The organism is Stutzerimonas stutzeri KOS6 (assembly GCF_000307775.2).
Classification (GTDB): domain Bacteria; phylum Pseudomonadota; class Gammaproteobacteria; order Pseudomonadales; family Pseudomonadaceae; genus Stutzerimonas; species Stutzerimonas stutzeri_B.
Window position 1 is genome coordinate 724,508 of the sequence record NZ_KK020675.1, and the last position, 21,333, is coordinate 745,840.

Sequence of the window (21,333 nt, forward strand, 5' to 3'; positions counted from 1 at the left end):
CGAACGCAAACAACAACAAGCGAAGGCGTTGCCATGACCCAGAATCTCTCCCACCCAGCCGTGGGCAAATCCCCCGCCACCGGCGAGCCCACGCTGCGCCGGGCGTTCAATTCCAAGTCCATCAGTGCCGGCGTGGTGGCCGCGCTGTTCGGTTGCACCGGGCCGGCCCTGGTGGTGATCAACGCCGCCGAAGCCGGACGCCTGAGCAATGCCCAGACGGTCGCCTGGCTGTTCGCGATCTACGTGCTCGGTGGGTTGATCAGCCTGTTCCTGGCGCTGCGCTACCGGCAACCGATCTGTGGCGCCTACACCATTCCCGGCGCCGCGATTCTCGCGGCCTCGCTCACCGTCATTCCTTTCAGCGATGCAGTAGGCGCGTTCATCATGAGCGGCTTGCTGGTCTTCGTGCTGGGTATCACCGGGTTGATCGGCCGACTGATGCGCTGGCTGCCGATGCCGATCGTGATGGCGATGATCGCCGGGGCGTTGATCCGCTTCGCCACGGGTGCCATCGACGCCATCGTCAGCGCGCCGCTGATTGCCGGTGTCGCCGCACTGAGCTTCTTTGTGGTCACACGACTCACTCGCGCCGTGCCGCCGGTGCTGGTCGCCGGTGTGGTCGGGCTGGTGATGGCCTTCGCCCTCGGCCAGCTACAGCCGGCCGATGTGAACATCGCCTGGGTGATGCCCGCACTCACCGCACCGAGCTTTTCGCTCGATGCCTTCCTGGCCATCACCATTCCGCTCACGGCGCTGGTGATCGGTGCGGAAAACGCCCAGGCCACCGGCGTGCTGATGGCCGAAGGGTATCGTCCGCCGGTCAATGCGATGACCGTCATCAGCGGCATCGGCGGCGTGCTGGCCGGCCTGCTGGGGGGCCACAACGCCAATATCGCCGGGCCGATGACGGCGATCTGCTCGTCCGAGCAGGCCGGCGACGATCCGCGGTTGCGTTATGGCGCGGCGCTGGTCAACGGCGTGCTGTTTGCCCTCTTCGGTCTGTTCGCCGGTCTCGCGGTGCCGTTCATCCTGGCTTTCCCGAAGGCGTTGATCGTGGTGGTGGCCGGGCTGGCCATGATCGGAGTGCTGCTCGGCTCGCTGCAGCAGGCGTTCCAGAAAGGCGGTGCCTGTCAGATCGGCGCTTTCGTGGCGCTGGCAGTGGCCATGAGCCAATTCTCGCTGCTGGGCATCAGCTCGCCGTTCTGGGCGCTGCTGTCCGGCGTCGCGGTGTCCTGGTTGCTCGGCGAGATCGAACGCTGAGCGACAGGGTGGGCGCCCAGGAATCGCCGCCAGGGGGCGCCTCCCACAGGGTGCAGTGTGCACCGGCTGCTTCTTTGGGAGGCCCGACCTCGGGGCGATTCGGCCGAGTCTGCTTCGTAGCTTCGGGCATCGCGGTGTCCTGGTTGCTCGGCGAGATCGAACGCTGAGCGACAGGGTGGGCGCCCAGGGTCGCCGCCAGGGGGCGCCTCCCACAAGGTTAAGTGTGCACCGGCTGCTTCTGTGGGAGACCCGACCTCGGGGCGATTCGGCCGAGTCTGCTTCGTAGCTAGAGCAGCACCTGATGACGCGTATCAAAATTCGTTAATGGCCAGGCACTTCGGCAGGCCCATAAGATGAACCTACCGAAGCACTCTGGTCCGGCGAGCCCCGGCCCCGAGACAACCGACAAAAACAACAACGGTGATCATCATGAACAGCCACCCGCCCCGTGGGTTCATCCCCCGCCTTGCCATTGCCCCACCGGTGAGACCGCCGCGCCCGCATATGGGCCACACGCCCCTGCGCATCCGCACCGCCGAAGACCACTGACTGCCCAGCGCGGCACGCTCGCCGTGTAGCGCAGCACTCCGACTTCGGCCCCGGCCCTCACCCGATACGGCAGACAATCATGAAAAACCTTGCCAACCCCGCCTCGTTCGTCGCGCTCTGCTGGGCGGCTTTCCAGATCTACATGGTCTACGGCACGCCGCTCGACCTGATCGTCGCAGTGCCCATCCATATCATGTTCGGCGTCGTGCTGACGTTCATCACCCACCCGCTGCGCAAGGGCGAGGTCGGTCGCTTCACCTTCGCGCGGCTATCGGACTACCTGCTGGCTGCGGTCGCGGTCGCCATCGCGCTTCACTACCTGCGCAGCGGCGAGATGCTGAACATGCGCATCGCCATGGTCGACCCCCTGACCACGCTGGACATGGTGGTCGGCATCGCCACCATCGTACTGGTGATCGAGGCCGTACGCCGCGCGCTGGGCATGGGCCTGACGGTGGTGATCCTGGTGTTCCTGGCCTACCAGTTCATCGGCCCGCAACTGCGCGAGATCCCGATGCTGGGCATCATCGGCCACGACGGTGAACCGAGCCGGCTGTTCTTCGAGACTTTCCTCGACATGCAAACGATGCAGAACGAGGGTGTGTTCGGCATTCCCAGCATCGTCTCCTACAACCAGGTCTTCTACTTCCTGCTGTTCGGTGCCTTCCTCCAGCTGTTCGGTGGCGGGCAGCTGTTCATGGACCTTTCGGTGCTGCTGGTAGGTCGTTTCCGTGGTGGCATGGCCAAGGTATCGATCGTGTCCTCCACGCTGTTCGGCTCGGTGAGCGGCAGTGCGACAGCGAATGCCGCGGTGATGGGCATGTTCACCATCCCGGCGATGAAGAAGTCCGGCATGAGCGCCGAAGAAGCCGCGGCAGTCGAGGCGACGTCCTCCACCGGCGGGCAGATCATGCCGCCGGTCATGGGAGCGGCGGCATTCCTGATCGCCCAGTTCATGGGCATCCCCTATGCCGAGGTGGCGATCGCCGCACTGATCCCGGCGCTGCTGTTCTACGTCGCGCTGTATTTCGTCGTCGACCTGCTGGCGCGGCGCAAGGGCCTGGCCGGACTGAAGCGTACGGAACTGGGCACCACCTGGGGCAGCGTGCTCAAGCGGTTGTACCTGTTGATTCCGGTATTCGTGCTGGTCTACCAGATCATGGCCGGCCGCGCACTGAGCTCGGCGACTCTGCAGGCAATCTGGATCACCTTGGTATTCGGCCTCTGCACCCGAGCCTGGGATGGCCTGCGGGCAGAAGGCGGCAGCGGCGTGCTGAAGGCCGCCGGATCGGTGTTCAGCGACTCGTTGCAGGCGCTGGACTCAGGTGCGCGCGGCGCTATCGCCGTGGCCATTCCCTGCGCCGGGGCCGGCATCGTGGTCGGCATCGCCTCGATCACCAACCTCGGTCTGACCTTCGGCAGCTTCGTCACGGCAATGTCCGGCGGCATGCTGATCCCGGCACTGCTGCTGGTGATGTTCATGGTCATCGTGATGGGCATGGGCATGCCGACCACCGCGGCCTACATCATGGGCGCGATCCTGGCGATCCCGGCCCTGGACAAACTCGGCGTGCCAGCCCTCTCGGCGCATTTCTTCGTGCTTTATTTCGCGGCGCTGTCGATGGTCACGCCGCCAGTAGCACTGGCCGCTTTCGTCGCTGGAGGCATCGCCAAGGCCAATGTGTGGAAAACCGGCTGGGTAGCGTTCCGCTACAGCCTGGCCGGCTTTCTCGTCGCCTTCGCCTTCGTCTTCAGCCCGGCACTGCTGCTGCAGGGCGACTGGCAGGCAATCGTTCCGGCAGTGATCACTGCGCTGATCGGCTGCTACGCACTGGCCGGCTGCGTGGTGGGCTACCTGCGCGCCCGTAGCTCGCTGATCGAAACGCTGATTCTGTTCGTCGCCGCGGCGCTATTGATCACTCCGGTGATCAAGGCCTCGCTGGGCGGGCTGGTGCTGCTCTGCGCGGTCTGGGCCTGGCAAAGCCGCAAGGCCAGATCCACGCGGGCCGAATGTGTGCTGGGAAGGTCGGGCGCCTGATGGCCCGGCCTCCAAAATCAACCGAGGAGAACAACAAAATGATCAAAGCACTGAAGAAACACGCAGCGGTTGCGCTGCTGGGAACCATCGGACTGTGCGGCAGCGCGCTCGCCGCCGAACCGGTGAACGTCAAATTCGCCGCCGGACCGACCGGCACCACCTGGTACGCCTATGCCGGCGCCCTGCGCGGCGAAATGCTCCAGCGCCTGCCGCAAGGCTCCACGGTGGACATCCAGGGCACCCCGATGGCGATCGCCAATACCAAGCTGCTGGCGGCCAAGCGCGCCGACATCGGGCTGATCTTCCCGCCAGTCGCCGCCTGGGCCCAGCAACCGTTCGGCCCGTTCCAACGCAAGATCGAGAACGTCCGCGGCCTGGTTGGCGGCCTCGACCAGTACTACCAGCGCATCACGGTGCAGAATGACAGCCCCATCCAGTCGATCGCCGAGATCAAGGAGAAAAAGCTGCCGGTGCGCATCGGTACCGGCCCACAGGGCAGCCTCAACGAATACATCGCCAAGCTGATCCTCGAGGCCAACGGCCTGAGCTACGAGGCGATCGAGTCCTTTGGCGGCAGCATCAGCAAGTCCAGCCTGAGCATCCTGCAGGACCAGTTCGGCGACCGGAAGATCGACATGATCATCGGCATCACCACCGCTGGCCATCCGAATACCGCGCAGTTGTCGATCACCCCCGGGCAGCGCTTCCTCGACCTCAGCGACGAGGCCGTCACCTACCTCGAAAAGTTCGGTTTCGTCCGCGCCACCATGCCGTCCGGCATGTTCGAGAAGCAGGACAAGCCGGTCCGAGGCGTAGGCTTCAGCACCTCGCTGTATGCCAATGACCAGGTTTCCGAAGACGATGCCTACGCCATCACCAAGGCCGTCATGGAAGGCCGTGAAGCGCTGCAGCGCTCGTTCGGCTCGATGAAGGGCTGGACCGTCGAGGGCTCGGTCGAGCCGGTCAATCTTGCCGCGCCACTGCACCCGGGCGCCGAGAAGTTCTACCGCGAAGCCGGCCTGCTGAAGTAACCCCCCTTGCCGCGCGGCGACCGCCGCGTGGCTTTTTTTTTGCCCGAGCTCAGTGAGGGATCAGATGACAGCCGACAAGCGATCCGATGGCGGCCAGGCCATCGTCGAACTGCTCAGACGCAATGGCGTGGACAGGGTGTTCACGGTGCCCGGCGAAAGCTTCCTGCCGGTACTCGACGCGCTGCACGACGCCCCCGACATTGCCCTGGTGGTGTGTCGCCAGGAAGGCGGGGCGTCGATGATGGCCGAGGCCTATGCCAAGACCACCGGCCGCCCGGGCGTCTGCTTCGTCACCCGCGGGCCGGGCAGCGCCAACGCACTTGCGGGCCTGCATGTCGCCGCGCAGGACTCCACGCCGCTGCTGGTGTTCGTCGGTCAGGTGCCGCGCGGCTTCCAGCAACGCGAGGCCTGGCAGGAAGTCGATGTCGGTGCGCTGTTCGGCTCGGTGGCCAAGTGGGCCGCCGATATCCAGGATGCCGGGCGCCTTCCCGAGTTGCTTTCACGCGCCTTCACCACTGCCCGATCCGGTCGTCAGGGCCCGGTCGTGCTCGGGCTGCCGGAAGACCTGCTGTTCGAAACCGTAGATCCGCTGCCACTGGCACCGGCGCCGGTCAATCAGGGCTACCCAGCGCCGTCGGCGATGGCGCAACTGCAGCAAATGGTGCATGAGGCACAACGGCCACTGGCGATTTTCGGTGGTTCTGGCTGGAGCGCCGACTGCCGCCAACAGCTGCAGCGCTTCGCCGAAGCGCAGGGCCTGCCGGTGGCCACCGCCTTCCGCCGCCAGGACCGCTTCGACAACCAGCACCCGAACTACGCTGGCGACGCCGGTCTGGGCATGAACCCCGCGCTCGCCACCATGATCCGGGAAGCCGACCTGCTGATCGCAGTCGGAACCCGCCTGGGCGACATCACCACCCGCCACTACGAGCTGGTCGATGCGCCGCAGCCGCAGCAGCGACTGATACACATCCATCCGGATGCGCAGGAACCTGGCCGTGTGTACCGGCCGGACCTGGCCCTTTGCGCCTCGGTGGCAAATTTCGCCGAAGCCGCAGCCGAGCTGGCAGCGCCTCCCATACGGACCGACGAGCGCCAGACCTGGCTGACGCGAGCCCGCGAAATCCGTCAGGCCTGGCAGCAGCCGACCGCACTGCCAGGCCCACTCCAGCTCGGCGAGATCGTCGCCTGGATCGGTGACCGTTTGCCGGCCGATGCGGTTATCAGCAACGGCGCCGGTAACTACACACTCTGGGTCCACCGTTTCTACCCGTTCCGCGAGTGGGGCAGCCAACTGGCACCGACCTCGGGCTCGATGGGCTACGGACTGCCTGCCGCGATTGCCGCCAAGCTTGCCGAGCCGTCGCGCCCGGCGGTGTGCTTCGCCGGCGACGGCTGCTTCCAGATGACCTGCCAGGAGCTGGCGACCGCCGTGCAGTACGCTGCCAACATCATCGTGATAGTGGTGAACAACGGCTCCTACGGCTCGATCCGTATGCATCAGGACAAGCACTACCCTGGCCGGCGCTATGGCACCGACCTGGTCAACCCGGACATGGTCGCCCTCGCCCGGGCCTATGGCGCCGCTGCCGCTCGGGTGGAGCGCACCGAACAGTTCGCCGAAGTGTTCGAGCAGGCGCTGGCTTCCGACCGTCCGTTCCTCATCGAGGTAATGATCGACCCGGCGATCCTGCGGCCCTGAGCGCATCGCCTCGAGGTCGGGCCTGGCCTCCCACAAAACCGTCAGTGCCCGACTTCTGGGAAGCGCGCCTCGCGGCGACTGGCGTGTAGGTGGGCTTGGCCACTTACCCCAACCGAGGGACGGTCTCGACCGCGCAGAGACTTCCACTGTACCGAGTCCATCGCGAACAAGGCTCCTTCATCCGGAGCCTACCCGCCCGTGGGCATCTGCCCGCTCAGTGCATCACCGAGCCGCCATCCACAACCACGGTTTCCCCGGTCATGAAGGCGCTGTCGTCGCAGGCGAGGAACAGCAGCGGGCCGATCAGGTCGCCGGGCATCTGGTCACGCTTGATCGCGCGGCTGGCGATCACCGGCGCGGTCAGCCGTTCGCGCATCTCGGCGTTGGCCACCACGCCTTCGCTCAGCACCAGACCCGGTGCCAGCGTATTGACCGAGATGCCGTAATCGCCCAGCTCACGTGCCAGCGCGCGGGTCAGCGCGAGGACGGCACCTTTCGAGGTGACGTAATGCAGCAGGTTCGGCGTGCCCTTGAAGGGCGTGCCGGAGGAGATGTTGATGATCCGCCCGTAACCGCGCTGCTTCATGTAGGGCGCCACCGCACGGGCGCAAATGAACGGACCGCGCACGTTCACCGCCATGACCTTGTCCCACTCAGCGAGGTCGATGTCCTCGAAGCCCTTCATCTTTAGCGAAGCGTAGATCGCGGCATTGTTCACCAGCACGTCGATTTGCCCAAAACGCTCCATCGCCGCCGCAGCCATTGCCGCGGCCGAGGACTCGTCGGACACGTCGGTTTTCAACGCCATTGCAGCGCTTCCCATGCCCTCCAGTTCGGCCACCAGCGACGAGCCATCGAGCACGTCGGCGATGACGATGCGCGCACCCTCGGCCGCCAAAGCGCGGGCGTAGGTCGCCCCGATGCCCTGAGCTGCGCCGGTGATGATCACGACCTTGTCTTTCATTCGATTCATAGACGTCTCCAGTCAGACCCGGCCACAGGGCCGGGGTATGCATAGCGACCTTGCACAGGCCTCATGAGATAAACGCGGTCACCAGGTCCGGCTGCCAGGCGATCAGAATCATCACCAGCAGGGTGACCAGCAGGAACGGCAGCAGTGGCCGCATGATGTCGCCCGGCCGGCAGCCGGTGACACGGGACGCGACGTAGAGCGCCGCACCCACCGGCGGGGTGAGCAGGCCAAGGGTCAGGTTGATGCACATGATCACGCCTAGATGGTAGGCGTTGATGCCATAGACCGACTCGGCCACCGGCAACACGATCGGCACCAGCAGGATCAGCGCCGCGATGCCGTCGAGTACCATGCCCACCACCAGAAGGAGTGCGATCAGCAACAACAGATAGATGAAGGGATCGGACGTCATTCCCTGCATGATCGCGCCGAGCTGCTGCGGGATTTGCTCGTAGACGATGACCCAGCCGAAAACCGCCGCCGCGGCGACCAGCGCCAGTACCACACCGCTGTTGATCCCCACTCGCAGCAGCATGTCTCCCATGCGATCGAGCTTCATCTCGCCATGCGCGAAGCGACCGACCAGCACCGCCATGGCCGCGCCCACCGCAGCGGCCTCGGTCGGCGTCGCGATGCCGCCAATGATCGAACCGATCATCACCACCGGCACGCTGAGCGACGGTACGCTCCGCACCACATTGCGCACCATCTGCGCGCGGGTCAGGCGCTCGTTTGGGGGGTACTGGTAAAAGAAGCCAAGCAATGCGATGACCAGGATGAAGCCACCGGCCATCAACAGGCCGGGAACGATGCCGGCGATGAACAGGTCGCCGATGGATATCTGCGCCAGCACGCCAAAGATCACGAACAGCATCGACGGCGGAATTACCGGCGCCAGCAGCGCCCCGGCTGCCGTGGTCGCGGTGGCGAAATTGCGGTCGTAGCCCTTCTGATGCATCTCCGGCACCATCACCTGGGCCATGACCGCCACCTGGGCGTTGGCCGAACCGACGATCGAGGCCAACATCATATTGGCGAGGATGTTGATGTAAGCCAGACCGCCGCGGACCGAACCGAGAAACACCGACGCGAAGGCGACCAGGCGGCGGGTGATGCCGCCCTCGTTCATCAGTTCACCGACCAGCATGAACAGCGGGATGGCGAGCAGCCCGTAGTTGTCCAGCCCGCCGAAGAACTGCTGCGGGTAGGAGAGAAACAGCACGCTATTGCCGCTGGACTGGATGTAGATCATGGCGCTGACCGCCAGCACCAGCGCGATCGGCACGCCGATGAACAGCAGCACGGCGAAGAGTCCGATAATCATTGCGCTATTCCCCCGAGCCGGTGGCGGCCGCAGGCCCGGCACCCGGCGCCGGATGCGGCGCGCGCAGGCTATCGAGCAGGTTGGCCAGTGCATGGATGGAGCTGGTGAAGGCCACCAACGGAAGAATCAGCCAGAACCAGAACTTGGCGACGCCGAGCGTTGCGGTCGGTTCCTGGTAGATGAAATTGAAGGACTGCGCGGCAAACGCGTCGAAGTCGAAACCGTGGCGCCATAACGACAGCGGGTCGAACCACAGGTAGCAAAGCACCAGCAGCGCCACGGCAAAGCCAAGCACCACCAGATCGGCGGTGCAGCGCAGCACCTTGCAGGCAGTCTCCGGCACTGCGTCGGTGAGCAGGGTCACGGCGACGGCTTCGCGTGTCTGCAAGGTGACCGACAGGCCCAGCATCGCCAACCAGACCATGGTCAGCACCGCCAATTCGTCCAGCCAGAAGATCGGCGCCTTCAGCGCGCGCCCGGCGACGTTGACCAGGATCATCAGCGGCAGAACCAGCACCAACGCGCGCAAGGCGGCGCGTTCACCGCGACCAATCAGGTTACTCAGCGCCCGGATCATAGGCATTCTCCCGAACAGCTTATGCAGGTGCCCCGCGCGCCTGTCACGCCACGGGGCTCGGAATCAAGGTTTGAGATCGGCCGCTTCCCGGCGCAGATCAGCCAGCGCCGGGGCCTTCTTCAGCCAGATTTCTTCCCACTGCTGCAGCGTGTCGCCGAAGAATTCGGGCCCCACCGGAGTGACCTTGACGCCGGCCTGCTCGATGCTCGCCTGGGTGTCGGCCTCCGATTTTTCGTAGTCCGCCGTCAGCGTATCGAGGTGCTTGCGGGTCAGTTCACGAATCATCGAGCGGTCCTCTTGCGGCAACTGCGCCCAGACCCGCCCGGACATCAGTCCGATCACCGGGAACATCATGTGATTGCTCTGCAACACCGTTTTGGCACGCTCGTAGAGGCGCAGCTTCCAGATCAGCTCGAGATCGGCATCGACGCCGTCGACCTGGCCGTTGGCCAGGGCGTCATACACGTCTGTAACCGGCATCGGCGTCGAGGCAGCGCCGAGCAGGCGGTAAAAATCCTGTACCGGCGGGAACGGCGTGATACGGATTTTGCGGCCATTGATCGCCTTGACGTCGTCGGTGGGGAAGGCATTGAGCATCAGCCGCATGCCGGCCACGCCATAACCGAGCCCGACGACACCCGCCTTGGCCGGTAGCTGATCAAGCATCCCCTGGGCGGTCTTGCCATTGAGCAACTGACCGGCCTGTGCCACGTCATGCACAAGATAGGGGGCGAACAAGGCACCGAAGTCGGGCACCCGGTTCGCCACTTCGGCGGTGGTCATGAAGGCCATGTCCAGCGCACCGGTCTGCAACTGCTGCAGCATGCGCGCCTCACTGCCGAGCTGGCCGGCGGGAAAGACCACCACATCGTATTTGCCGCCGGAGCGTTCCTTGAGTTCCTCGCCCATGGCCTGTGCCGCCTGCGACCAGGCATGGGTGCCAGGGACGATCAGCCCCAGCCGCAGGTCCTTGGCCATCGCACCGGCACTGAGCAATAAGGCGGCGGCAGAACATAGCGCACACAACAATTTCGTTGTCTTCTTCATGACTCACCTTTCTTGTTGTTATCGAACAAATGACCGGGCGAAACGGACAGCACCGCTGTCACGCACAGGCGATTTTTCACGCGGCGCCAACTGCGATACGCGAACCACGAATGGCCTTCGTCTGCCTCCTCGGCATTTAGCAGGGCATCAAGCGATGCACGGATGACGCTTTATTCGCGCAGGGATGTTTATCGCGGGCATACGACTGACGAGCGCGGCCTGGCAGCCGCGACCGCGACGAGAATGGGCAAAAGCATGCGCGCGGTGACATGAAAGGTTTGCAGGCGCTCGGCGAACGTCCATACACGGGCCTCATTTATTGTTCTTGTGGCCGACCCGGCGACCTTCGACAACTGCGGGCTCGGCTATCTATCGCTGGGCATGAACGTAGCGCAAGGCCTCTATCTCGGCCATTAGGGAATAATGATGCAGAGGATCACGGATCGTTATGGGGTGCGCGGACGATTTCCGAAATCGATGAAAGCCGGTGCCGACGAATCTTCAAATCAATAGCGCGGGACATCGCCGGTTCTGATGGCGCGCATCAGAAAACCTTAATAGGCAGACCTGCGTGACGCTCCTAGCATGGCCAAAACAATAACCACGAGAGAACTCGCCATGCCGTCCATGCCCTCTTCCTCGGCCGAGCCCGCTACCGCTGCCCTGCCTGTCGGCGCCACCCTGCGCGGCTGGCTGGATCATCTGCAGAACACTCAGCGACTGAGCGTGATCCGCCCAGGCACCGCGCTGCGCTTCGGCGTTGCAGCCATCGCCAACCGCCTGGACGGTCAGAGTGCGTCGCTGTTCCTGCAGCCCGAAGGGCATCCGATTCCGGTGATTTCGGGACTGCTTTCGGACCGTCAGTGGATGGCCGAGGCGATGGGTGTCGAACCAGGCCAGGTACTCGCCCGCTTCGAGCATGCCAGCCTCGAGCCGCTGCCCTGGCAGGAAGTGACCGAAGCCGCTTGCCAACAGGTGGTGCACCGCGAGGTCGACCTCCTCGCGCAGTTGCCGATCCCCACGCATAACGAACACGACAGCGGCGCCTACATCACCGCCGGTCTGCTGATCACCCGCAACCCGCGTACCGGCGTACAGAACGTGTCGATTCACCGCCTGCAGGTCAGTGGCCCCAACCGCCTCGGCGCGCTGCTGCTGCCGCGCCATACCCTGGCTTACTTTCAGGAAACCGAGCGCAACAACGAGGACCTCGAAGTCGCCGTGGTGGTCGGCTGTGACCCGCTGACACTGATGGCCTCGCAGGCGATCGTGCCGATTGACCATGATGAGTTGGAAATCGCTGGTGCGCTCCATGGCCGGCCACTGCCGGTAGCCAAGTGCGTCACCAATCGTATTCGTGTACCGGCGGAAGCCGAGATCGTCATCGAGGGGCGCCTGCTGGCCAACGCACGCGAGGCTGAGGGGCCTTTCGGCGAGTTCCCGCAGTATTACGGTGAGCGCGCCGAGCGGCATGTGATCGAGGTCGATGCCGTCACCCACCGCCAGGCGCCGATGTTCCATACCATCGTCGGCGGCGGCCTGGAGCACCTGCTGCTGGGCGGCATTCCGCGGGAGGCGACCATGCTCGCGCACCTGCGCCGCAGTTTCCCTTGCGTGCGTGACGTCCATCTGGCGCGCGGCGGCGTGTGTCGCTATCACCTGTACGTGCAGATCGACAAGCGCTCGGAAGGCGAGGCGAAGAACGTCATCCTCGGTGCCCTTGGGGGCCATTACGACATCAAGCACGTGGTGGTGGTCGACACCGATGTCGACATCCACAACCCCACCGAAGTCGAGTGGGCAGTGGCGACGCGTTTCCAGGCCGACCGCGATCTGGTGCTCATCCACGAATCCCAGGGTTCCAAGCTCGACCCGTCGACCCGCGACGGCGTTGGCTCGAAGATGGGCTTCGACGCCACCGTGCCGCTGGCCGCACCGCCGATGCGCTTCAAGCGCATCCGCGTGCCGGGGGAGACCGAAGTGGACCTCGCCGCGGTCAGTCAGCCGGCCGACGCCGACTGGCAGCAACTGTTCGGCCAGCCAAACGATCGCTGACCGACTCAACGCGCAGGTGTCGGACACGCACCCCGGGCCCGTGGGCGATCCCGACCTGCAGCCCGCCAGGCTGTTCCGGGATAGGCCCAGCAGGTCATGACCGATAGGGTCGCAGCGCCTTTTCCAGCGGCAGAACAAATACAAACAGAGCGCCGGACAGGAGATTCAGATGCAGCAGGCACGACATTTCATCGACGGACAGTGGTGCGACGACGGCCAATGGGCTGACAGTCTCGATCCCGCCAACAGCGAGCTGATCGGGCGCTTCGCCGACGGCGGCGAACAACAGGCCCGCGCCGCGGTCGAGGCCGCCGCACGGGCCTTCGAGAACCCGCAATGGTCGCAAAATCCACGCGTGCGTCAGCAGGTAATGCTGGACTGGGCGGCTGCGCTGAAGAGCCACCAGGACGAACTGGCGAGCCTGCTCACCCGCGAGAATGGCAAGCCGCTGGCGCAATCGCGCGGTGAGATCGGCGGCGCCATATCGGAAATCCTCTATTACGCCGGCCTTGCGCGGCACAACCCCGGCCATGTGCTGGAAGTCGCCCCCGGCGAGTTCTCCACCATGCTGCGTGAACCGGCCGGCGTGGCCGGGCTGATTATTCCGTGGAATGCCCCGGCGGTGCTCCTGGCCCGCGCACTGGCGCCGGCGCTGGCGGCCGGCTGCACCTGCGTAGTCAAGCCGGCACCGCAGACGGCACTGTTCAACGCCGCCTTCCTCACCCCGCTGCTGGAATTGCCGAGCCTGGCGCCCGGGGTGGTCAACCTGTTCGCCGAGACCGGGCACGCCGGGGCCGCTTTTCTTGCCGCCACGCCCAAGGTCGACGTGCTCAGCTTCACCGGCTCTACCGCGACTGGCACGCAGATCATGCGTGATGCCGCGCCGACCATGAAGAAACTGTCGCTTGAGCTGGGTGGCAAATCCTGTTGTGTGGTGCTGGAGGACGCGGACATCGCCGCGGTGGCGCCGAAGCTCGCTGCCGCTGCGACCATCATCTCCGGGCAGCAGTGCACCGCCGCCCGCCGTGTGCTGGTGCATGCCAGCCGCGCAGCGGAAATGAAGCAGGCGCTGGCCGCGGCGCTGGGCGAAGTGCGCCTGGGCCACGGGCTCGAGGTGGCCACACAGATGGGCCCGCTGATCGACTGGCGTTCGCGCGATCTCGTCGAGCAACGCATTCGCGAGTCGATGGACTGCTGCGACGAGGTGTTGCTGGCAGGCGCTCGGCCAGGCGATGCGCTGGGCCGCGGCGCTTTCCTCTCGCCAACGCTGATCGCGCATCAGGACAGCGGCGCATTCTTCTGCCAGGAGGAAATTTTCGGCCCTCTGCTGGTGCTGGAAACATTCGAAGATGAGGCCGAGGCTGTGCGCCGGGCCAACCACAGCGAGTTCGGCCTCTCGGCAAGCGTCTGGACCCGCGACGGTGCGCGGGCCATGCGCCTGGCCCGCGCCCTGCGCAACGGCACCGTGTGGATCAACGATCACAACAAGCTGTTCGCCGAGGCGGAAACCGGCGGCTATCGCAAAAGCGGGCTGGGGCGCCTGCACGGCTACGACGCACTGCTGGATTTTACAGAGCTCAAGCACGTCTACCAGAATGTCGGCACTCTATAGGTCGGTATCGACGAGGTTGAAATGGAACTGCGCCAGCTGAAGTACTTCACCTGCCTGTTCGAAGAAGGGTCCGTGACCAGGGCGGCGCAGCGGCTGAATATCGTGCAGCCGGCCCTGTCGATGCAGATCGCCAAGCTGGAGGAGGAACTCGGCCAGCCATTGTTCGAGCGCACCCCCAAGGGCATGACCCCGACCGAGGCCGGCGTACAGGCCTATCGCCTGTTCATGCCGATCCTCGGCGAGCTGCTCGAAGCGCGGCAGACGCTGATCGATCGCAGCGGCCAGATCGGCGGGAGGATCAACGCCGGGCTGATCGCCTCGGCCGCCAACCAGGCACTGGCCAGCACCCTGGCCTACTTCGTCGAGCACCACCCGGACGTCGAGCTGCAGGTCAGCTACGGCTACAGCCAGGACCTGATCGACCGCGTGTTGTCCGGCGCGCTGGATTTCGCGGTGATCAACCAGAGTTTTCAGCAGGAACACTTGCACCGTACCGACATCCTCGACGAGGAACTGCTGGTGGCGACCGGTGCCACGACCCGGCTGCGGCTGCCCACGCCGATTCCGCTCAGCGCACTGGGTGGCCTCAAGTTGGTGCTGCCTTCGCGCCGTCATGGTTTGCGTATGGTCATCGACCAGGCGCTTGCCGCGCAGAGCCTGGAGCTGACGCCGCACCTGGAGCTCGACGACCTCACGGTGATCGAGAGCTTTCTGCGCCGCAGCGACTGGATCAGCGTACTGCCGGCCACCGTGCTGCAACGCGGTCTGGAAGAAGGCGCCTTGCGCGCCTATCCGCTGGCGGCCCCCGGGATCACGCGGCGCATGGTCTGCGTGCACGACAGCCGTCGCCCGCTGACCCCTGCCGCGACGCTGTTCATCGACATCATCAGCAAGACGCTGGCCACTGCACTCAATGCCATCCACTTCTACAAGGAAGGCGCCATTCAGGAATCCGACCATGATCTCAACTAGCCCCCGTCCGCAGCGACTCGTCATCGGCATCTCCGGCGCGTCCGGCGCAATCTACGGGGTGCGCCTGCTTGAGCTGCTGCGCGACACGCCAATCGAGACCCACCTGGTAGTCTCGAAGTCGGCGCTGATCACGCTGTCCCACGAAACCGGGCTGACCTGGTCGCAGCTCAAGCCGATGGCCACCGTGTGCTACTCCAATCAGGACATCGGCGCGGCCATCGCCAGCGGCTCGTTCAAGACCATGGGCATGATCGTCGCGCCCTGCTCGGTGCGTTCGATGTCGGAGATCGCCAGCGGCGTGACATCCACTCTGCTGACGCGAGCCGCCGATGTGATGCTCAAGGAGCGTCGGCGCCTGGTATTGATGGTGCGCGAGACGCCGCTGCACCGAAATCACCTGCGCACAATGACCGAGCTGGCCGAGCTCGGCGCCATCATCGCTCCGCCCGTGCCGGCTTTCTATGCCAGACCGGCGTCATTGGCAGAGATGGTCGACCACACGCTCGGCCGCGTGCTCGACATGTTCGATATCGAACTCGGGGTGGTCAGGCGCTGGCGCGAGACGCCGGAAGACCTGCCTACCCTCGACGAGGTCGAGGCGATGACCTGCGAGCGCTGATGACCATGCCTGCGGCCGTCATCAACCAGTCGTTCCCTGGCTCAGCGGGCCAGCGTCGCCTGGAACTCGCCGATCAGTTCCAGTACGCGTGCGCGGGCCTGGTTCTGCGGGAAGTGCCGACAGTGCTCGAGCAAAAGCGTCCGGCAAGGGCCGCCAACCTTGCGGGCGATGGTTTCCAGCTGTGCCGCGGTGGCGAACTCGTCATCCTGGCCCTGGATGGCGAGCACCGGCACCTGGATGCGGGGCAGTGCCGGATAGAGATTCCAGCTAGCAAAGTCCGGCTCGAGCCAGGTTTCGCTCCAGCCGCGGAAGGCGCCGTCGAGGTTGTCGCCATGGTAGGCGTGCAGCCGTTCACGCAGGTCGCCACGGGCGTAGGCCTTCACCGTGCGACGCACGCCTTCGATACTCGCCGGTTCGACATCGACATGCGGAGCGAGTACCACGACGCCGACGATGCGAGGGTCCTGACGCGCAGCATAGGCGAGCGCGATGGAGGCACCGTCGCTGTGACCGATCAGAATCACCGGTTCGAGCGCCAGGCCGTCGAGTACGCGCTCGAGCTCGTCCGGCCCGTCCTGGCTCAGGTAGTCGAGCGGGCGCGGCAGCGTCACCGGGCTGGAGCGACCGTAGCCCTGCCGGCTGTAGGCCAGTACCGGGGCGGCACAGGCGTCGGCCAGCTGCGCAGGAAAGTCCTTCCACAGGTCGAGGCTGCCGAGCCCCTCGTGCAACAACACGAGCACGGGGCCGGTCGAATGCCGCGGACGCAGAAGCTGATATTCGAGCCTGGCAACGGCGGTCTCGATAAACTGTCGGTGCGTCATCACATGGGAACCTGTCTGCCTGAGGGTTCGAAGGTTAACCGATTTGCGTGGCGCGTCCGGCGACCGCGCATGCCAGAGGAACTCGCACATGCGCCAGCTTGATCTTCAGGTGCTGGATACCGCCTTGCAGTGGGGCCTTGAAGGCCACGCGCTCTGGCTGTGTACCGTACTCTCCACTTATGGCTCGGCGCCGCGCGCGCCCGGCGCGATGCTGGTGGCGCGCGCCGACGGCCAGTTCGTCGGTTCGCTGTCCGGCGGCTGTGTCGAGGAAGCCTTCCTCGAGGCGCTGGCTGGCGGCGAACTGCGGGCGCCGGCGCAGATCGTTCGCTACGGCGAGAGCGATGACGAACGCCAGCGGCTGCGGCTGCCGTGCGGTGGCATTCTCCAGGTGCTGGTCGAACACCGTACAGCGGACGAGGCCTGGATCGATCACCTGCGCGATCTGCACGATGCCCTGCTCGGGCAGCGTCGGCTGGTCCGCGACCTCGATCTCACCAGCGGCGCATTCAGGCTGGTACCCGATCAGGGCGGCGAAGTAACCCAAGTCCAGGCAGAGCACGTGCGTGTACGTATCGGTCCGGCACTGCGCCTGGTATTAGCCGGCCTGTCGCCAGTAGCCGAGTACTGCGCCAGCTTCGCCCGCGCCATCGGCTGCGAGGTGATCGCCTGTGACCCGCGAGAGGAAATGAATGGGCGCGCGCCCGACGGTGTCCGATTCCATCCGCAGATGCCGTCGGAATTCATCGCCGCCGGGCACTGCCACGAGGCTACCGCCGTGGTCGCCCTTACCCACGACCCGCGCATCGATGACCTGGCCCTGATGGAAGCGGTGCGCACTCCCGCCTTCTATATCGGTGCCATGGGTTCGCTGCAGACCTCCACGCGGCGTGCCGAACGGCTGGCGCGAATCGGCGGCCTGAGTGAAGAACAGATCGCCCGCATCCACATGCCCATCGGCCTCGACCTCGGCAGCAAGACGCCGGCCGAGATTGCCCTGTCGGTGGTTGCCGACGTGCTGCGCGTCTACCACGGCAAGGCACGCGATGAACTCTGAGCCGATGGTAGTGGGCCTGATGCTGGCCGCCGGGCGGGCCAGTCGCTTCGGCAGCGACAAGCGTCGCGCGCGCCTGGCCGACGGCCGCACGCTGCTGGAGGCGAGCCTGGCCAATGCCGCCGCCGCATTCGACGAGCTACTGCTGGTGCTGCGTGATGGCGATGTCATCGACGACCTCTGTCTGCCGCCGCGGGTCCAGGTGCTTCACACGTCCTTGGCCGAACGCGGCCTCGGTGCAAGCCTGGCGGCCGGTGTCGAGGCCTTGTCGGAGCATCGAGCAGATGCGCTGGCGGTGTTGCTCGGCGACATGCCCTGGCTGGGCACAGAGACTTGTGCCCAGCTGATCGCCGAGGTCGGCGCCGGGCGCATCGTGCAGCCAGTGCACGACGGCCGCCCTGGACACCCGGTGCTGTTCGGCCGTGCCTTCTGGCCAGCATTGCGTACCCTCGACGGCGATGAGGGTGCGCGTGGCCTGATCCGCCGCCATGCCGAGCATTACCGGCCGGTGCCGGTCGACGACCCCGGCATCCTGCTTGACGTCGACCGCCCCACCGACCTCGACGGGCGCACGGCTGCGGCCCCGCCCCCAACCCATCGCCCTGCGAGGATCTAGCCATGTCCACCGCTCAACGTGTCTTTCACGGCAAATTCGGGCGGGTCGCCCTGCTCGATATGGACCGCCCCCTGGTGACCCACTCGCATCACGAATGCCACGTGCTGGTGAAAGCCTCCGGGGCGGACACTTTCTTCAACGTCAATGGCCGCCAGGTGCCGCTGACTGATCGCTGCGCGGTGCTGGTCAACGCCTGGCAACCGCACTATTACGACTTCCAGCCGGGATCCGAGCAGACACAGATCCTCGCGCTCTATATCGAACCGGCCTGGCTGGCCGAGGCGCAGCAGTCGCTGGCCCTGAGCGCCCACCCGGGGTTCTTTGCCCAGCCCTGCATCGAGCTCAGTGCCAAGAACCGGGCGATGGCCGACCAGTTGATCGCCGAGGCTTGCAGCGCCGGGCTGGTGCCGCGCGAGCGCATCGAGTTCATGCTGTTCGACTTCCTCATCGAGCTGATCGAAGACTACTCGCAGTGGAAACAGCTGCGCCGCCTCGGCGCACAGGTCCGTCAGGGCTTTGGCGATGCACGTATCCGCCGCGCCTGTGAGTATCTGCAGACCCATCTGGATGACCCGGATTGCATCAGCAACGCAGCGCAAGCCGCCGGACTGTCGCGCGCGCACTTCTTCAGCCTGTTTCGCCAGGACACCGGCATGACCCCGACGCTCATGCTCAACGACGCGCGCATGCGCCGCGCCTTTATCTGGCTGGAGCGCGAGCGCAGCGGCACCCTCGGCCAGCTCGCCGAGAACCTCGGCTTCTCCGAGCAGGGCCACTTCACCCGCTTCTTCCGTCAGCATATAGGGGCGTCCCCAAGCCAGTATCGGCGAGTGGTGGATAGCTACGGCACGGGCAACAAGGGATGAAGCGCGGCACGCTGGTGCGTACCACCTGCACCTCAAGGACGCCGCTGAGACCGGACGCACGCCCTGCGAGGACTGGAAACGGCGGTAATCCGGACCTGCGACTGACGTTCCGGGCGCCTCAGGCTGGCATCGCTCGGTCCAGGCACGCCCAGACATCGGCGCAGCTTCGTCGCCAATCCATGCTGCCAGCGGGGCAACGCTCCCGGTGAGCACACAGGGCCGTCGCTTCAATCATCTGCCGCGCGATACCAGGGAGTTGGATAGCATGCGCTGCCCCACCCAAACGCGCCTTTCGCCGCCAGGCATCGCCACCGGACTCTGAGGCACCACATGCTGTCTGCCCTGCCTGCGATCGACATCGTTGTCATCGCTTACATCTTCGCCGTCTTTGTACTGGGCGGGCTGGTCAAGGGGGTTTGCGGATTCGGCATACCGCTGGTGACGGTGCCGCTCATCGCTCTGGTCGAGACGGTGCCGACAGCCATTGCCCTGGCGCTGCTGCCCATCATCATCTCCAACATCGCCCAAAGCTACGAATGCCGCCAGCATTACCGAGTGCTGGGCCTGATCTGGCCACTGCTGCTCAGCCTGGCGGTCTCGCTTGGCCTGGCGGTGCAGCTACTCGGCAGTTTCCGCCCGGAGATACTGGCCCTAATCATTGGCGTCATGATCCAGGTCTTCGTGATTTCCCAGCTCACTCCAGACCCACCGGCCATTCCGCAGCGCTGGCGTTTTGGCTCCTTGGTAGGTGCCGGCCTGAGCAGCGGTCTGTTCGGTGGCCTGACGTCCTTCTACGCATTCCCCGCGTTGCAGGCCCTGATGGCCCTGGGGCTGGGCCGCAACGAGTTCATCCTGGCGACCAGCCTGTTCTTCCTGGCCGGCTCCTCGATCCTGGGCATAGGGCTATTGGCACAGGACATCGCCACACCCATCCACCTGCTGCTCTCGCTAGCCTGCGTGGTGCCAACCCAGTTGGGCATGTATCTGGGGGAACTCATTCGCGAACGTCTGTCGCAAGCCATGTTTCGTGGCATCACGCTGTCTGTGCTATCGGCCACCGGCCTGACAATGATTGCCCGCGCGATTACCGCCTGATGCAGCCAGCGACGGCCATTGCGCCAACCGACGCACCTGATGACGGCGCGGCAGGACTATTCGGCATGCCCGGCTTGTCTCATCGGCACCCTCAGGTTCGGGTAGTCGCCGAAATCGTGAAGTGCTGGTCAAGGCCCTGCTCGAGATCCAGGCGAGTGACATGGGCCTCGATCACCCGCACCAGATGATCCTCCAGTAGCCGCGTCATCACTGGCGCTATGGCGTGCCTAATATGCTGCACTACGATCCACTGAGAGAGCCGCTTGAGCGAGCAAGATGTGCTGCCCAGCTGCGCAGTTTTTTGCTCACCAGTACGGTGCCTTTCCGCGACTTAAAGCTCTGTAACCGGCGTCTTTTCTGGGCTATAGGTCTTTGCGCAAAAACTTGCACAGCAGTGCGCAACTTGTTGCGCGAAAATCTGTGCGACGCCGCTCAATATGACCATGGGTGATTTTATAGTCACTTCAAGTTATTGATCTTATTGAAATTTAAATATCTGGCACGCCGCTCGCTATAGGTCTGGTTCCCGGATCGATCACGATCCATGACCCAGGCAAGGAGAGCACTCATGCCAACACCCGCGTATCTGTCCCTCGAAGGCACCAAACAAGGTCTGATAACCGCTGGCACCTTCACCGAGGACTCGGTCGGCAACATTTTCCAGGAAGGTCATGAAGACCAGATTCTGGTTCAGGCCTACAACCACCAGGTCATCATCCCGCGAGACCCGCAGTCCGGCCAACCGACCGGCCAGCGCGTGCACAAGCCGCTGATGATCACCAAGGTCTTCGACAAGTCCTCGCCGCTGATCTTCAACGCCCTGACCTCCGGTGAGCGTCTGAACAAGTGCCGCCTGGAGTGGTACCGCACCTCCTCCACCGGTACCCAGGAGCACTACTTCACCATCGAACTGGAAGACGCCGTGATCGTCGACGTTCAGTCGCGCATGCCGAACTGCCAGGACCCGAACATGGCGCACTTCACTCACCTGGAAGACGTCTACTTCACCTACCGCAAGATCGTCTGGACCCACGAAGTCTCCGGCACTTCCGGCTCCGACGACTGGCGTACCCCGATCTCCGCCTAATCGCAGGCTGAGTTCGTGCGTCACCGCAGCGGCCAGGC

18 protein-coding genes are annotated in these 21,333 nt (G+C 64.9%); 13 read left to right on the forward strand and 5 right to left on the reverse strand.

The genetic code is table 11. From position 1 onward, the window contains the following. Positions 1 to 33: 33 nt before the first annotated feature. The 4 genes from B597_RS27365 (at position 34) to B597_RS27380 (ending at position 6,580) form a co-directional block, all read left to right on the forward strand. The gene (locus B597_RS27365) at positions 34 to 1,260 is read left to right on the forward strand and encodes a benzoate/H(+) symporter BenE family transporter (RefSeq protein ID WP_003295923.1); all 1,227 of its coding nucleotides are present in this window, start codon (positions 34 to 36) and stop codon (positions 1,258 to 1,260) included. A 628-nt stretch (positions 1,261 to 1,888) separates the two neighbouring features. Then, positions 1,889 to 3,847 (forward strand): TRAP transporter permease, encoded by a 1,959-nt coding sequence (locus B597_RS27370; RefSeq protein ID WP_003295924.1) that lies wholly within the window; start codon positions 1,889 to 1,891, stop codon positions 3,845 to 3,847. A 38-nt stretch (positions 3,848 to 3,885) separates the two neighbouring features. Then, a complete protein-coding gene (locus B597_RS27375; RefSeq protein ID WP_003295925.1) occupies positions 3,886 to 4,878 on the forward strand; it encodes a TAXI family TRAP transporter solute-binding subunit in 993 nt (330 codons plus the stop codon). A gap of 64 nt (positions 4,879 to 4,942) precedes the next feature. Next, positions 4,943 to 6,580 carry a thiamine pyrophosphate-binding protein gene (locus B597_RS27380; RefSeq protein ID WP_003295926.1) on the forward strand — a complete coding sequence of 546 codons (1,638 nt, stop codon included), beginning with the start codon at positions 4,943 to 4,945 and terminating at the stop codon, positions 6,578 to 6,580. A gap of 214 nt (positions 6,581 to 6,794) precedes the next feature. On the opposite strand, the gene B597_RS27385 is transcribed toward B597_RS27380, so the two are convergent. The 4 genes from B597_RS27385 to B597_RS27400 form a co-directional block, all read right to left on the reverse strand. Beyond that, positions 6,795 to 7,553, reverse strand: coding sequence for an SDR family NAD(P)-dependent oxidoreductase (locus tag B597_RS27385; RefSeq protein ID WP_003295927.1), 759 nt, complete (start codon positions 7,551 to 7,553; stop codon positions 6,795 to 6,797). 61 nt (positions 7,554 to 7,614) lie between these two features. Next, on the reverse strand, positions 7,615 to 8,877 hold the full coding sequence (locus tag B597_RS27390) for a TRAP transporter large permease (protein ID WP_024161689.1): 1,263 nt from the start codon (positions 8,875 to 8,877) through the stop codon (positions 7,615 to 7,617). 4 nt (positions 8,878 to 8,881) lie between these two features. Then, positions 8,882 to 9,454 (reverse strand): TRAP transporter small permease, encoded by a 573-nt coding sequence (locus B597_RS27395; protein WP_024161690.1) that lies wholly within the window; start codon positions 9,452 to 9,454, stop codon positions 8,882 to 8,884. 63 nt (positions 9,455 to 9,517) lie between these two features. Then, positions 9,518 to 10,501: a TRAP transporter substrate-binding protein gene (locus tag B597_RS27400; protein WP_024161691.1), complete on the reverse strand. Its 984-nt coding sequence runs from the start codon at positions 10,499 to 10,501 to the stop codon at positions 9,518 to 9,520. A 618-nt stretch (positions 10,502 to 11,119) separates the two neighbouring features. Between B597_RS27400 and B597_RS27405 the strand changes: the two genes are divergently transcribed. The 4 genes from B597_RS27405 (at position 11,120) to B597_RS27420 (ending at position 15,759) form a co-directional block, all read left to right on the forward strand. Continuing rightward, positions 11,120 to 12,556 (forward strand): UbiD family decarboxylase, encoded by a 1,437-nt coding sequence (locus B597_RS27405; RefSeq protein ID WP_031323211.1) that lies wholly within the window; start codon positions 11,120 to 11,122, stop codon positions 12,554 to 12,556. A gap of 169 nt (positions 12,557 to 12,725) precedes the next feature. Next, positions 12,726 to 14,168 (forward strand): aldehyde dehydrogenase family protein, encoded by a 1,443-nt coding sequence (locus B597_RS27410; protein ID WP_003295930.1) that lies wholly within the window; start codon positions 12,726 to 12,728, stop codon positions 14,166 to 14,168. Positions 14,169 to 14,189: 21 nt separating this feature from the next. Beyond that, positions 14,190 to 15,140, forward strand: a complete 951-nt coding sequence (locus B597_RS27415; RefSeq protein ID WP_003295931.1) for a LysR family transcriptional regulator — start codon at positions 14,190 to 14,192, stop codon at positions 15,138 to 15,140. Beyond that, the gene (locus B597_RS27420) at positions 15,127 to 15,759 is read left to right on the forward strand and encodes a UbiX family flavin prenyltransferase (protein WP_003295932.1); all 633 of its coding nucleotides are present in this window, start codon (positions 15,127 to 15,129) and stop codon (positions 15,757 to 15,759) included. Before B597_RS27415 ends, B597_RS27420 begins: the two co-directional genes overlap by 14 nt. Positions 15,760 to 15,800: 41 nt before the next feature. Here B597_RS27420 and B597_RS27425 read toward each other — a convergent pair whose 3' ends face one another. Next, a complete protein-coding gene (locus B597_RS27425) occupies positions 15,801 to 16,580 on the reverse strand; it encodes an alpha/beta fold hydrolase (protein ID WP_003295934.1) in 780 nt (259 codons plus the stop codon). Positions 16,581 to 16,668: 88 nt separating this feature from the next. On the opposite strand from B597_RS27425, the gene B597_RS27430 reads away from it, so the two are divergent. The 5 genes from B597_RS27430 to B597_RS27450 all read left to right on the forward strand — a co-directional run bounded on the left by B597_RS27430 (position 16,669) and on the right by B597_RS27450 (position 21,295). Further along, entirely contained in the window at positions 16,669 to 17,634 is a 966-nt protein-coding gene (locus B597_RS27430) for an XdhC family protein (protein WP_003295935.1), read from the forward strand. Beyond that, entirely contained in the window at positions 17,624 to 18,247 is a 624-nt protein-coding gene (locus B597_RS27435; RefSeq protein ID WP_024161693.1) for a nucleotidyltransferase family protein, read from the forward strand. The genes B597_RS27430 and B597_RS27435 overlap by 11 nt, the downstream gene beginning before the upstream one ends. A 2-nt stretch (positions 18,248 to 18,249) precedes the next feature. After that, positions 18,250 to 19,113, forward strand: a complete 864-nt coding sequence (locus B597_RS27440; protein WP_003295937.1) for a helix-turn-helix transcriptional regulator — start codon at positions 18,250 to 18,252, stop codon at positions 19,111 to 19,113. A gap of 330 nt (positions 19,114 to 19,443) precedes the next feature. Further along, positions 19,444 to 20,208, forward strand: a complete 765-nt coding sequence (locus B597_RS27445) for a sulfite exporter TauE/SafE family protein (RefSeq protein ID WP_003295939.1) — start codon at positions 19,444 to 19,446, stop codon at positions 20,206 to 20,208. A gap of 568 nt (positions 20,209 to 20,776) precedes the next feature. Continuing rightward, positions 20,777 to 21,295: an Hcp family type VI secretion system effector gene (locus B597_RS27450; RefSeq protein WP_003241180.1), complete on the forward strand. Its 519-nt coding sequence runs from the start codon at positions 20,777 to 20,779 to the stop codon at positions 21,293 to 21,295. Positions 21,296 to 21,333: the final 38 nt, after the last annotated feature.